This is a genomic window from Streptomyces barkulensis (assembly GCF_002843305.1).
Lineage (GTDB): Bacteria > Actinomycetota > Actinomycetes > Streptomycetales > Streptomycetaceae > Streptomyces > Streptomyces barkulensis.
Genome location: NZ_PGSG01000043.1, coordinates 13567 through 25715, shown reverse-complemented (window position 1 = coordinate 25715; position 12149 = coordinate 13567). Strand labels below are relative to the sequence as shown.

Below are 12149 nucleotides of genomic sequence, written 5' to 3'. Positions count from 1 at the left end.
CGTACCGGACGGGTTCGGCCGGCCGGGCTCAGCCGAACTGCACCGAACGCTTGGCCAGCCCGGCCCAGAAGCCGTCGACGACCGTGCGCTGGGTGCCCAGGTCGGCCTCGCCCGCTCCCAGGGAGACGAACAGCGGCGCGAAGTGGTCGGTGCGCGGGTGGGCGATCCGGCCCGCCGGGGCCCGGTGCTCGAAGTCGAGCAGGGCGTCGAGGTCCGACCTCTCCAGGGCCTCGCCGCCCCACGCGTCGAACTCCTTCGACCAGGACGGGGCCTCGTCGGGCCCGGCACCCCACGTCAGACCGCGCAGGTTGTGGGTGAAGAAGCCGCTGCCGACGATCAGCACGCCCTCGTCGCGCAGCGGGGCCAGCCTGCGGCCCAGCCGCAGCAGCTCACCGGGGTCCAGGGTGGGCATCGAGAGCTGGAGCACGGGGACGTCGGCGTCGGGGTACATCTCGGCCAGCGGCACGTACGCGCCGTGGTCCAGGCCCCGGTCCGGCGCGTCGTGCACCGGTGTGCCCGGCCCGGCGAGCAGGGCCCGCACCTTCGCGGCCAGGGCGGGGGCGCCCGGGGCCGGGTAGGCGACGCGGTAGTAGTGCTCGGGGAAGCCGTGGAAGTCGTACACCAGCGGGACGGTCCGGGTGGCGGCCAGCGTCACCGGCGCGGACTCCCAGTGGGCGGAGACGATCAGCACGGCCTCGGGCCGCGGCAGCTTCGCGGACCAGTCCGCGAGCTGCGAGGTCCACAGGGCGTCGTCGGCCAGCGGCGGGGCGCCGTGGCTGAGGTACAGCACGGGCATGCGGCCCGCCTCGGAGCCGCCCGGGGCCGAAGGAGTGGTCGCGGTCATGGTGGTGCCTTCCGTTTCTTCCGTGCTTCCCACCTCCGGGTTCGCGTGGAATCGCGTGTCCGGAGGCCGGGGAGGGATGTGGGTCAGGAGCGGACCAGCAGGGTCGCGCCCGCGACGACGACGGCCAGTGCGACGGCGGCCGCGCCGTGGGAGAGCCGGTGGGAGCGCAGCACGGGCAGGGCGCGGTCCACGGCCCAGCGGCCGGGGCCGGAGAGGGTGAGCGCGGCGGCGGCCGCGGCGAGGAGGAGTTCGTACTCCACGCCCTGCGGTGCGAAGAAGCCGCCGCCCCACTTCACCGCCACCGCGTTGACCATGGTTCCCAGTACGGCCGCCCCGGCGAGCGGGGTGAGCAGGCCGAGGGCGAGGGCGAGGCCGCCGAAGGTCTCGGTCAGGCCGGCGACCACGGCCATCGCCTCGGGTGAGGGGTAGCCGAGCGAGGCGAAGAACTGCCCGGTGCCCTCGACACCGCCTCCGCCGAACCAGCCGAACAGCTTCTGCGCGCCGTGCGCGGCCATCGTCAGGCCGAGGGCGAGGCGCAGCAGCAGAAGTCCGGCGTCATGGGCGGGGAAGGAGGGCGCCGGGGCCCCGGCGGAGTGGGAACGGGCGTGGGTACGGGTGCCCGTGGCGGTGTCGGCGTGGGCGGTGTCGGTGCCGGGGAGGGTGCCGGTGGAGGCGGCCATGTGTGTCTCCTGCTCTGTCGTTTCAGTGGTTCAAATTCGAATCACTTGCTCGTGGCGAGCGTACAGCTTGGTTTGAATTTGAACAAGCGCGTACGATGGGGGCATGAAGGAGCCCCGATGGCTGGACGAGCTGGAGATGGCGGCCTGGCAGGGCTTCCTCGAAGCCGGCAACCGCGTCACCCGACGGCTGGAGCAGCAGCTCAAGGACGAGGCGGGCCTGTCCCACCCGCAGTACGAGATCCTGGTCCACCTCGCCGAGGCCCCCGGCGGCGAGATCCGCATGACCGAACTGGCCGAACGGCTGATCACCTCCAAGAGCGGCCTGACCTACCAGGTCGGCCAGCTGGAGAGGCGCGGTCTGGTGCGGCGCCGCGCCTGCCCCACCGACGTCCGCGGCGTCTTCGCCGTCCTCACCGAGGAGGGGCGCGAACTGCTGCGCACCGCGGCCCCCGGCCATGTGGCGACGGTGCGCGAGACGCTCATCGACGTCCTCGACCGCGAGGAACTCACCGTCCTGGCGCGGGCGCTGGGCGAGGTCGGCCGGCGGCTGCGCGACTGAGCGGACGGCAGGCGGAGCACCGGTGCGGGGCCCGCCGCCGTACGGCGGCGGGACCCGCACCGGTGGTATCCGGCCAGGTCAGCGGTACAGCTTGTCCACCGCCGTGCGCGTCGTCTCCTTGAAATCCTTCACCGGGGCGTCCTCGAAGGTGCCCATCTGGCCCCAGGCGACGACCGTGACCGTGCGCCCGTCGCGCCCCACGCCGAACAGATGGATCCCGTACTCGGACTCCGGCGGGGCGGTGTGGACGCCGTAGACGTGGGCGCCCTCCTCGACGTCGACGCGGCCGTAGTCCTTCCACTGGGCGGACGCCCCCGGGTACCGCTTCCGGAAGTCCGCCGCGCAGCCGCGCACCGACGCCTCGGCCTCGGCGGCCAGCCTGCGGGCCGCGCCGACGCCTGCGGTACGCACCGTGACCTGTACGGCCCCGGTGTCGAACTCCGTGTGGAACTGCCGGTGCCAGGAGCCCCGTTCGGGCAGGGCACCCTCCAGACAGAAGACCGGCAGCTCCGGAAGCCCCGGTGCGACCTCGCCCGCGTACCACGGCGAGAACGGGTGCGGCGGAAGCTGCCCGGGGGAGAGGAAGCCGGGTGCGCCGGTCCGTACGGGCTCGGCCTGCGCCGTGCCCGGGGCGGTCAGCGCCACGGCCGCGGCGGCCGCAGCCGTCACGGCGGCGGCGAGGCGGGTGCGGCGGGTGCGGATGGGCATCGTCTGCGTCCTTTCGGTCGGTGACCGGTCGCCAGATGGTCGGCGACCCGGCACCACGAGCCTGGAGCGCCTTGTCGTACGGCGGCAACACATTCCGGAACAAGCGGGACGCGGGAACGTTCGCGCCTAGGCTGACCTGTGGAAACGCGCGTGCCTGGAACGCGCTCCCGGAACGGCGCTGACGAGGGGGATGCCATGGGGGCCGCACGGGAGACGGAGGAGTTCGCCTCCTTCCTGAGGGAGTTGAAGGAGCGGTCGGGCCACAGCTACGGCACGCTGGCGCGCCGGCTGCACACCAGCACCTCCACACTGCACCGGTACTGCAACGGCCGGGCGGTACCGGCTCGGTACGCCCCCGTGGAACGGCTGGCGAGACTGTGCGGCGCGACTCCCGGGGAACTGCTGGAACTGCACCGGCGGTGGATGCGGGCCGACGCGCTGCGCGGAAGGGAACCGGAGCGGCCGGGGCCGGTGGGGAGCGTTCCCGAAGCCCGCTCCGGGCCGGATCCCGAGCCGGATCCCGAGCCGGATCCCGAGCCGGATCCCGAGCCCGAGCCCGAGTCCGCTCCCCGGCGGAGCCGGCTCCGGCCCGGGCCCCGGTTTCGGCCCGGACGGTGGCCGCTGCCGACCGTGCCCACCGCGATCGCCGTACTCGCCGTGGTCCTCGCCGTCGCGGTCACCGCCGCGCCGTACGTCCTCCCCGACCGCACCGGCCCGGAGCGCCGCGCCGCGGGCGGACCGGCCGCCTCCGCACCGGGGACCGGCGGCGGCACCGACGCCTCACCCCCCTCCGCGTCTCCTTCCGTCCCCTCGCCTTCCCGGCCCCCGTCCCCGGCCGGGGGCCGGGAGGACGGGAAAACCGGAGAGGGCGCGGAACCGGGCCGCACCCCGCGGGCGGGCTCCTCCCGGATGCCGAACGGCGGCGACCGGGAGCGCGAGCACGGCAGTGCGCCGGAAGCAGCTCCGCTGAGCTGGTCCGCCCGCTCCCACGTGTGGCGGCACGGCTGCGGTCACCGCTATCTGATCGACTCGCCGCCCTCCCGGGTCCCTCCGCCGCCGGCCCCGCAGGACGCGCCCTCCTGGGCCGGCGCCCTCGGTGCGGTGCACGGCGGCGAGACCATCGTGGAGGCCACCGTGTACGGCACCGGGACGGCCCCCGTCGTGGTGGAGGCCCTGCACATCCGGGTGGCCGAACGCCGGGCCCCCCTGGGCCGGCCGGTCTACCGGATGGACGACGGCTGCGGCGGATCGCTCACCCCGGCCGCCTTCACAGCCGACCTGGACGCCCGCCGCCCGCTCGCCGAACCCGTGGACGGCTACGACGGCGAGGACGGCAGGGAGCTGCCCGCCACCCGTCTGCCGTACCGCGTCACCGCCGACGACCCCCTCGCGCTGCGTGTGGAGGCGCGGACCGAGGGCTGCGACTGCGACTGGTACGTCGAGGTGGAGTGGAGCAGCGGGGAGGACAGCGGCACCCTGCGCATCGACGACGGCGGCCGGCCCTTCCGCACCAGCGGCACGGAGGGCCGGCCGGAGTACCGCTGGGCGCCGGAGACCGGGATCTGGGAGCGCGGCTGACGTGCTGGTGCACAATCGACGCACCCGCGCACCCGCGCACCCGCGCACCCGCGCACCCGCGCACCCGCGCACCCGCGCACCCGCGCACCCGCGCACCCGCGCACCCGCGCCATCCGATGATCCGATCCCGCCGCAGGAGAAGTGCCGTGCCCCTGAGCATCACCGTCGACCCGGAAGCCCCCGTCGCCCCCTACGAGCAGGTGCGCGCCCAGATCGCCGAACAGGCCCGCGACGGCGGGCTGCCGGTCGGCCACCGGCTGCCCACCGTGCGCGGACTCGCCGGGGAGCTGGGACTGGCGGCCAACACGGTGGCCAAGGCCTACCGCGCGCTGGAGGCCGACGGGGTGATCGAGACCCGGGGCCGCCACGGCAGCTTCGTCGCCGCCGGCGGGGACACCGCCGCACGCGAGGCCGCGACGTCGGCGCGGGCGTACGCCCGGCGGGCGCGGCGCCTGGGCCTGGACCGGGCCGCCGCACTCGCCGCCGCCGAGGAGGCGGTCGCCGCCGAGTACGACCGCCGGGACTGACGTCGTCTCAGCCCGTCTCCAGTCGCTCCCGGGCCGCCATCAGGGCGAAGCCCAGCAGGTTGAGCCCGCGCCAGCGCGCCGGGTCCGGCGCCCGCTCGTCGTCCGCGGCCAGCCCGATGCCCCAGATCCGGTCCAGCGGACTGGCCTCCACCAGCACCCGCCCCCGCGTGGCGAGCAGGAACGCCCGCAACTCGCCGTGCTGCCCGAACTTGTGGACGCAGCCCTCGACCACGACGCCGAAGCGGTGCCGGGCCCAGACCTCCTCGTCGAAGCCCCGCACCGCACGTCCCGCGGCCTTGGCCGCGCCCGGCTCGGCCGAGGCGAGAATCCGCTCCTCGGCCGCCGCGTCGCCGAACAGCCGCGCCTTGGCGGTCATCATCCAGTGCTCGGCGGTGGGGTAGGGGACGCCGTCCACGGTGAACGGCGAGGGCCACCACTGGCTGAGGCACCACGGACCGGGCGAGCCGTCGTCCCGCCCCCGGGGCGGGGTGTGTCCCCAGAAGTGGAGGTACTTGATCCGCTCCCCGCGCGTCTGCCGCCCGATCAGCTCCGCCACCGGATCGTCCACGCGCTCCCCGGCGGCCCGGTGGGGAGGTGTCACAGGTACATCCCCTCGTCCGACCGCCCGGGCTGCGGCGGCACCGAGGCCGGGCCCGAGCCGCGGCGCAGCGCGTACAGCTCGGCCAGGGTCGCCCCGTCGCGGCCGACGCCCTCCTCGGCTCCGAGCCAGTTCACGGCCTCGGAGCGGGTCAGCGGGCCGACCTCGATGCGGGCCAGGCAGCGTCCGGGGCGGACGACCGCCGGGTGCAGCCGCTCCAGGTCCTCGTTGGTGGTCAGGCCGACCAGGACGTTGCGGCCCTGGCCCAGCAGCCCGTCGGTGAGGTTCAGCAGCCGGGACAGGGCCTGGCCGGTGGCGTGCTTGGCCTCGCCGCGGATCAACTCGTCGCAGTCCTCCAGGAGCAGCAGCCGCCAGCGCTCCCGGCCCGGCCGGTCCGGGGCGCCGTCGTCCTCGCCGATGGCGATGTCCATCAGATAGCCGACCTCGTTGAACAGCCGCTCCGGATCGAGCACGCAGTCCACCTGGCACCAGTCCTGCCAGGAGCGCGCCAGCGTCCGCAGGGCGGAGGTCTTGCCGGTGCCCGGCGGGCCGTGGAGCAGCAGCAGCCGCCCGGTGATGTCGTCCGGGGTGGTCTTCATCAGCCCGTCCATGGCCTCGGCGACCGGGGCGGTGTAGTTGCCGCGGATCTCCTCCCAGCTTCCGGCGGTGATCCGGCGGGTGGTGCGGTACGGGCCGCGCCGCGGGGAGTTGTACCAAAAACCCATGGTGACGTCGTCCGGCCGGGGCTCGGGCTCGTCCTCCGCGTCCTCCACCGCGGCCTTCAGCGTCCGCTCCGCCAGCTCCTCGCTGACGGCCGTCACGGTCACGTCGGCGCCGCGGGACCAGCGGGAGACCAGCACCGTCCAGCCGTCGCCCTCGGCCAGCGTCGCGCCGCGGTCGCCGTCGCGGGCCGAGCGCAGCACGGCCGCTCCCGGCGGCAGCAGGGCCATGCCCTTGCGCACCCGCTCCAGGGAGCGGCTGCGGGCGTGCGGCTGCTCACCGGTGGTGAAGCGCCCCAGGAAGAGGGCGTCGATGACGTCGGAGGGGGAGTCGCTGTCGTCGATGTTGAGCCGGATGGGCAGCGACTCCTCGGTCGGCACGGCACGGCGGTCGGCACACATGGCCCCCATGATCGGGCACGGGGGGCCCGTGCGCACGCAGGTTTCCGGCGCCTCGCCGGGATTCGGCGGATGCTCAGCGCAGAGCGACGGCCACGGCGAGGGCGGCCAGCAGCAGGATCAGCAGTCCGGCGATGAGCGCCGGCACCCCGCGCGGCCCCCGGTCGGCGTCCCAGGAGCCCGGCGCGTCCCGGCGTCCGCCTCCACCTCCGCCTCCGCCTCCGCCTCCGCCTCCGCCGTTCCCGCCGTTCCCGTCCTCACCGCGTTCGTCCTCACCGGACGAGGGTGAGGGCGAAGGAGAGGAGGAAGGGGAGGAGGAGGGGGCGGCGGCGCGCGGGCCGCCGCCGGCCGCGGCCACGCGCAGCAGCCGTTCCGCCCGGGCGGCGTCCGTACGCTCGGCCGGGTCCGCCCGCAGCAGCCCCTCCAGCACCGGCGCCAGCGCGCCCGCCCGCCGCATGGGCGGCAGATCGGCGTCGGTGTACGCGGCGAGGGAGCGCAGGGTCCCCTCGGGGGTGTCGCGGCGGAACGGCGAGACGCCCTCCACGGCCAGATACAGCACCACGCCCAGGGCCCACAGGTCCGCGGCCGGGCCCGGGTCCTGGCCCCGGGCGCACTCCGGGGCCAGGAACTCGGGCCGGCCGACCGGCGCACCGGGCCGGTCGTGCGCCGTGCCGGCCTTCACCTGCGCGGTGCCGAAGTCGGTGAGGACGACCCTGTTGTCGTTTCCCAGCAGGATGTTGGACGGCTTGATGTCGCGGTGGGTGATGCCCGCCTCATGAGCGCTGCGCAGCGCCGAGACGGCCTCGGCGCCGATCCGCGCGGCGCCGGCCGGGGACATCGGCCCCCCGGCCTCCAGCGCGGCGGCCAGGGACAGGCCCCGCACCAGTTCCATCACGATCCACAGGCGGCCGTCCTCGATCACCACGTCGTGGACGGTGGTGGCGTTGCGGTGGGAGATGCGCCCGGCGGTCATGGCCTCCCGTTCCAGGCGGGAGTAGAGGGCGCGCACCTCGGCCGGGGAGAGCTCCTCCGCGGCCCGCACCTCCTTGACCGCGACCTCGCGGCCCAGCACCTCGTCGCGTCCCTGCCGGACCACGCCCACCTCGCCGCGGCCCAGCTCGGCGGCGAGGCGATAGCGGTCGGCGAGCAGCCGTCCGTCGTCACCGGTGTTCATCCTCGTCCCCCGTCCCCGGCCCCGCCATGGGGCCGGTCGGATGCTGTTGTCTCGTACGGTGTTCGTCAACCCCCTTGCGGGGAAGGTGGATCGAGTGACCGGAATACCCGTGGGTCACGGTCGGGAGATAGGGTTACCCTGCCCGGGCCGGGAGCCCTCGTTTGGGTGGGGAGTGTCATGGAACAGATAACGGTACGCAGCAGGGCGCGGGTCCCTGCGATCCAGTGCGGGAGCGGTGCGACCGGTTCGCGCCTGGACCGGCACTTGAGCGTGCTGGCGGGGCCCGCCGTCTCCCAGGATGACACGGTGGAGGCGACCTTGCTCATGCGCGAACTGACCGCGCGCGACGCGGTGCACATGCGCTCCCGCAACAGGGGCGCGCGGGTCTCCCTCTTCGCGCCGCTGCGGCGGCTGCGGCGCTCCCTCTTCGGGGGCCACGCCTGACCACGCCCGGCCATACCCGCAGCGCCCGGGCCGGAGGATGAAGGTTTCGGCTCAGGACTCCGGGAGACCGGCCTCCCCGCGGCGGGCCGGGTGTCACCACCCGGCCCCGGCCGCCTCCCGCACTCTCCCGGCGCGCTCTCCCCGCACCCCGCTTCCGCGGCCGCCCGCCGCCGGTGGGAACCGGCTTCTCACAGCAGCGCCAGCTGCCCCTCCGGCCCCTCCTCGCGGTGGTCCAGCACGGAGGCCGGGCGCCGCGCCGCCGGAGGCGGCGGCAGCACACCGGCCTCCCGCAGCGCGGACACCCCCACCACCGGACTCCCGTCCAGCCGGCCGGCGAACTCGGCGCGCGCCCCGCGCAACCCGTCGAGGAGGGTGAGCGAGGTGATCAGCTCCAGCAGCTCCGAGGTCCACCGGGGCGGCCAGGCCTTCGGGCGCACCGCCGCCAGGGTGCCGGGCGCGGCCGGGGCCGTACGGCGGGCGAACCAGTCGGCGAGCACCCGGACGCCGCCGGCCTCGAACTCCCAGGCGCCGCGCGCCACCGGCGCTATCCGGCCGTTTCCCACCCACAGGGTCTCCTCCCGCGCGTCGTGGCGCAGCTCGTCCGGGGCCGGGTGCTCGGGCAGCGCGGCCCGTACGTAGGGGCGCCGCCCGCCGGGCAGGCGCGGGCGGGCGCCGTCGCCGCAGCGGGCGCCGCGGGTGTGCGCCCGCAGCACCTCGCGGCCCAGCGCGACGCCCTCCCGCCACGTCCCGGCGTCCGCGGTGAGCGGCACGGCATGGCCGCCCGGGGCGCCGGGGGCGGGGCGTACCGCGGCGGCCGTCCAGGCCAGCACGTCCTCGGCCGTCACCGGTGCGCCCAGTACCCCGGCCAGCAGGCCGGGCAGGCCGGGGGCGAGGTTGGGCTCGCGCCCGCCGGGGCGCCGGTACAGGGGGCGTACGCGGCCGGCCCGGGAGGCGGCCCCGACCGGGAGCAGTTCGGTGAAGACCGGCTCCGGGGCGGGGGAGCGGGGCGCGGCCGGGGGCTCGACCAGGAGGATCTGCCGGTCGTCGGCGACCCGCCACAGCTCCGGCCGGGCGGCGTCGAGCAGGCGGTGGTCCGGTATCAGCCACTGCCGGTCGTAAGGCCCGCACAGCACCCGCACCGGCTCCGGGCACGGCCCGTCCTCCCGGTCCAGCCGGCCGGTGGGGGCGCCCGCGTCCGCGGCGGGGCCGGGCAGCCGGGAGACGGCGGTACGGGTGGTGCGGGCGCGGGTGGGTACGAACAGCGCCGCGCGCTCGTCGCCAAAGGCCCGCAGCAGCGCGGCCCAGCGGGACCGCAGCGACGCCGCGTCCGGCGCCGTCACCCAGTCCCGGCCCGGCCGGACCGTCCGGACCGACCAGGGCATCAGCTCGTCGAGCGGAACGCCCCGGCCGCTGTCGCCGCCCGTCCCGGCACCCACCGTTTCCCTCCCCGCTGCCCTTCCCGTACGGCCTGCCGCACGCATGCTACGGACGTGGACCGGTCCGGCGCGGATCAGTCCGCCTCCACGGTGACGGAGAAGGAGAAGCGGTCGCCGCGGTAGTGGATGCGGGCCACGTCCACCACCCGTCCGCTCTCGTCGTAGGTGACGCCGGTGTAGTGCAGGATCGGGCTGAGCAGCGGCACCTGGAGCAGTCCGGCCGTCTCCGGGTCGGCCAGCCGTGCCTGGACGGTGTCGGTGATGCGGCTGATGCGCACGCCCACGGCGTCGCGCAGCACCTTCGTCATGGGCCAGCGCGCCAGGTCCTCCAGATCGATGCGGCCGGCCAGTTCGGGGCGGACGAGGTTCTCCGCCCAGTTGGTCGGCTCGCCCGTCTCCCGGTCGCGGCGCAGCCGCCGGTAGGCCACCGCCTCGGTGAGGTCCGGGAAGTACTCGGCCAGCTCCCCGGGGACCGGTTCGGCGCCGTGCCCCAGCAGCACCGTCTCCTCGCCCGACTGCTGGGCCACGATGGCGTCCACCGAGCCGAGCAGCCGCACGGGGGACCCGCTGCGGGCACTCGGCTCGATGAAGGTGCCGCGCCGCCGGTGCCGGGAGATCAGCCCCTCGTTCTCCAGCTCCTTGAGCGCCTGGCGCATGGTCAGCACGCTGACGCCGTAGTGCTCGGCGAGCCGCTCCTCGGTGGGCAGGCGCAGGGGCGCGCCCGGGGAGCGGCCGAGTATCGAGGCGCGCAGGGACTGCGAGACCTGATACCACAGCGGCAGCTTGCGGTTCAGCGCGAGCGAGTCGGGAGCGAAGGTGGTCACGGCGGCCTCCGGACGGCCAGGCTGGGTTGCCGGGTGTTGCCGGGCCGCCGCGTCACGGCACCGTGACGCGGCGGCGGTGCGGCGGTACGTCGTGGGTCACGGTACGCGCCATCGCCTTCGGATGCGGCCCCTCACTCCCGGATCACTCCCGGAGCACTGCCGGATCACTGCCGGATCACTGCCGGAAGTGGCGCTCCAGGCCCTGCCACACGTCGTCGTAGCCGTGCTGGAGGTGTCCGGCGTCGCGCGCCTGGGCGGTCAGCGTCACCGGCCAGCGGGTCTCGAACATGAAGGCCAGCCCGTCGTCCACCTTCTGCGGGACCAGCTCGGCGGCGCTGGCCCGGTCGAATGTCTCGCGGTCCGGGCCGTGGGCGGACATCATGTTGTGCAGCGAGCCGCCGCCGGGGACGAAGCCGCCGGGGCCGGCGGTCTTGGCGTCGTAGGCGCCCTCGATCAGGCCCATGTACTCGCTCATCACGTTGCGGTGGAAGTACGGCGGCCGGAAGGTGTCCTCGCCGACCAGCCAGCGCGGGGCGAAGACCACGAAGTCCACGCCCGCCAGGCCCGGGGTGTCCGAGGGCGAGGTGAGGACGGTGAAGATCGACGGGTCGGGGTGGTCGTAGCTGATGCTGCCGATCACGTTGAAGCGGCGCAGGTCGTAGACGTAGGGCACCAGGTTGCCGTGCCAGGCGACGACGTCCAGCGGGGAGTGGTCGTAGGTGGCCGTCCACAGGCCGCCGCAGAACTTGTTGACCACCTCCACCGGGCCCTCCACGTCCTCGTACGCGGCGGTGGGGGCCATGAAGTCCCGGGGGTTGGCCAGGCCGTTGGCGCCGATGGGGCCGAGGTCGGGCAGGACGAAGGGGCGGCCCATGTTCTCGCAGACGTAGCCGCGCACCACCGTGTCCAGCGGCTCGACGCGGAAGCGGACCCCGCGGGGGATCAGCGCGATGTGGCCCGGCTCGGCGCGCAGCAGGCCGAACTCGGTGCGCAGCAGCAGGCCGCCGCGCTCGGGCACGATCAGCAGCTCGCCGTCGGAGGAGCTGAACACCCGGCGCTCCATGGGGGCGTTGGCGGCGTACAGGTGGATGGCGACGCCCTCGCGCCGGGTGGCGTCGCCGTTGCCGCCCAGGGTCCACAGCCCGTCCAGGAAGTCGGTGCCGGGGGCGGGGTCGGGCAGCGGGTCCCAGCGCAGCCGGTTGGGGTCGGGCTCGGTCTCGGTGAAGGGCGCGCCGCGCAGGGAGCCGCCGTCGGCGCGGACGAAGCGGGGGTGGGCGGCCGAGGGACGGATGCGGTACAGCCAGGAGCGGCGGTTGTGGGCGCGCGGCTCGGTGAAGGCGGTGCCGCTGAGTTGCTCCGCGTAGAGCCCCAGGGGTGCGCGCTGGGGGGAGTTGCGGCCGACGGGGAGCGCTCCCGGAACGGCTTCGGAGGCGTGTTCGTTGCCGAAGCCGGAGGAGTACGCCAGCCCCTCCGCGGTCCTGCGCGCCTGCTCGAAACCGCTTGTGGTGCCACTCATCGCAACGCTCCCGGTGCTCAGGGTTTCCTGTTGTCAACCATAGGAATGCGGGGGTCCGCACGTCAACGGCGCGTCTTGGACGGGCGCGCCGCCGTTTCGGCTCCCACCCCTGGGCGGCCGGGGGGTGACGGGGCTAAGGTTCA

13 protein-coding genes are annotated in these 12149 nt (G+C 75.3%); 4 read left to right on the top strand and 9 right to left on the bottom strand.

Going from position 1 to position 12149, the window contains the following annotated elements; translation table 11 throughout:
* Positions 1 to 28: 28 nt before the first annotated feature.
* Both CUT83_RS10090 and CUT83_RS10085 read right to left on the bottom strand, forming a co-directional pair.
* Positions 29 to 844 (bottom strand): dioxygenase family protein, encoded by an 816-nt coding sequence (locus CUT83_RS10090; RefSeq protein WP_101255520.1) that lies wholly within the window; start codon positions 842 to 844, stop codon positions 29 to 31.
* Between the two features lie 83 nt (positions 845 to 927).
* Positions 928 to 1524 carry a DoxX family protein gene (locus tag CUT83_RS10085; RefSeq protein ID WP_101255519.1) on the bottom strand — a complete coding sequence of 199 codons (597 nt, stop codon included), beginning with the start codon at positions 1522 to 1524 and terminating at the stop codon, positions 928 to 930.
* A 103-nt stretch (positions 1525 to 1627) separates the two neighbouring features.
* Between CUT83_RS10085 and CUT83_RS10080 the strand changes: the two genes are divergently transcribed.
* A complete protein-coding gene (locus tag CUT83_RS10080) occupies positions 1628 to 2083 on the top strand; it encodes a MarR family winged helix-turn-helix transcriptional regulator (RefSeq protein ID WP_101255518.1) in 456 nt (151 codons plus the stop codon).
* A 78-nt stretch (positions 2084 to 2161) separates the two neighbouring features.
* Here CUT83_RS10080 and CUT83_RS10075 read toward each other — a convergent pair whose 3' ends face one another.
* Complete coding sequence (locus CUT83_RS10075) at positions 2162 to 2791, bottom strand: hypothetical protein (RefSeq protein WP_101255517.1); 630 nt, start codon at positions 2789 to 2791, stop codon at positions 2162 to 2164.
* Between the two features lie 195 nt (positions 2792 to 2986).
* Between CUT83_RS10075 and CUT83_RS10070 the strand changes: the two genes are divergently transcribed.
* Together CUT83_RS10070 and CUT83_RS10065 are read left to right on the top strand one after the other, a co-directional pair.
* Complete coding sequence (locus CUT83_RS10070; protein WP_101255516.1) at positions 2987 to 4369, top strand: helix-turn-helix domain-containing protein; 1383 nt, start codon at positions 2987 to 2989, stop codon at positions 4367 to 4369.
* Between the two features lie 146 nt (positions 4370 to 4515).
* Complete coding sequence (locus CUT83_RS10065) at positions 4516 to 4896, top strand: GntR family transcriptional regulator (protein ID WP_101255515.1); 381 nt, start codon at positions 4516 to 4518, stop codon at positions 4894 to 4896.
* A gap of 7 nt (positions 4897 to 4903) precedes the next feature.
* Here CUT83_RS10065 and ybiA read toward each other — a convergent pair whose 3' ends face one another.
* The 3 genes from ybiA to CUT83_RS10050 form a co-directional block, all read right to left on the bottom strand.
* The gene (ybiA, locus tag CUT83_RS10060) at positions 4904 to 5464 is read right to left on the bottom strand and encodes a riboflavin biosynthesis intermediates N-glycosidase (protein WP_101255514.1); all 561 of its coding nucleotides are present in this window, start codon (positions 5462 to 5464) and stop codon (positions 4904 to 4906) included.
* Between the two features lie 29 nt (positions 5465 to 5493).
* On the bottom strand, positions 5494 to 6615 hold the full coding sequence (locus tag CUT83_RS10055; RefSeq protein WP_338104155.1) for a DUF5925 domain-containing protein: 1122 nt from the start codon (positions 6613 to 6615) through the stop codon (positions 5494 to 5496).
* A gap of 73 nt (positions 6616 to 6688) precedes the next feature.
* Entirely contained in the window at positions 6689 to 7786 is a 1098-nt protein-coding gene (locus CUT83_RS10050) for a protein kinase domain-containing protein (protein ID WP_101255512.1), read from the bottom strand.
* 177 nt (positions 7787 to 7963) lie between these two features.
* Between CUT83_RS10050 and CUT83_RS10045 the strand changes: the two genes are divergently transcribed.
* Positions 7964 to 8230: a hypothetical protein gene (locus tag CUT83_RS10045; RefSeq protein ID WP_101255534.1), complete on the top strand. Its 267-nt coding sequence runs from the start codon at positions 7964 to 7966 to the stop codon at positions 8228 to 8230.
* 188 nt (positions 8231 to 8418) lie between these two features.
* Here CUT83_RS10045 and CUT83_RS10040 read toward each other — a convergent pair whose 3' ends face one another.
* The 3 genes from CUT83_RS10040 to hmgA form a co-directional block, all read right to left on the bottom strand.
* The gene (locus CUT83_RS10040; protein ID WP_101255533.1) at positions 8419 to 9612 is read right to left on the bottom strand and encodes a type ISP restriction/modification enzyme; all 1194 of its coding nucleotides are present in this window, start codon (positions 9610 to 9612) and stop codon (positions 8419 to 8421) included.
* A 128-nt stretch (positions 9613 to 9740) separates the two neighbouring features.
* Positions 9741 to 10490: a GntR family transcriptional regulator gene (locus CUT83_RS10035; RefSeq protein WP_101255511.1), complete on the bottom strand. Its 750-nt coding sequence runs from the start codon at positions 10488 to 10490 to the stop codon at positions 9741 to 9743.
* A 175-nt stretch (positions 10491 to 10665) separates the two neighbouring features.
* A complete protein-coding gene (gene hmgA, locus CUT83_RS10030) occupies positions 10666 to 12006 on the bottom strand; it encodes a homogentisate 1,2-dioxygenase (RefSeq protein ID WP_101255510.1) in 1341 nt (446 codons plus the stop codon).
* Positions 12007 to 12149 lie beyond the last annotated feature (143 nt).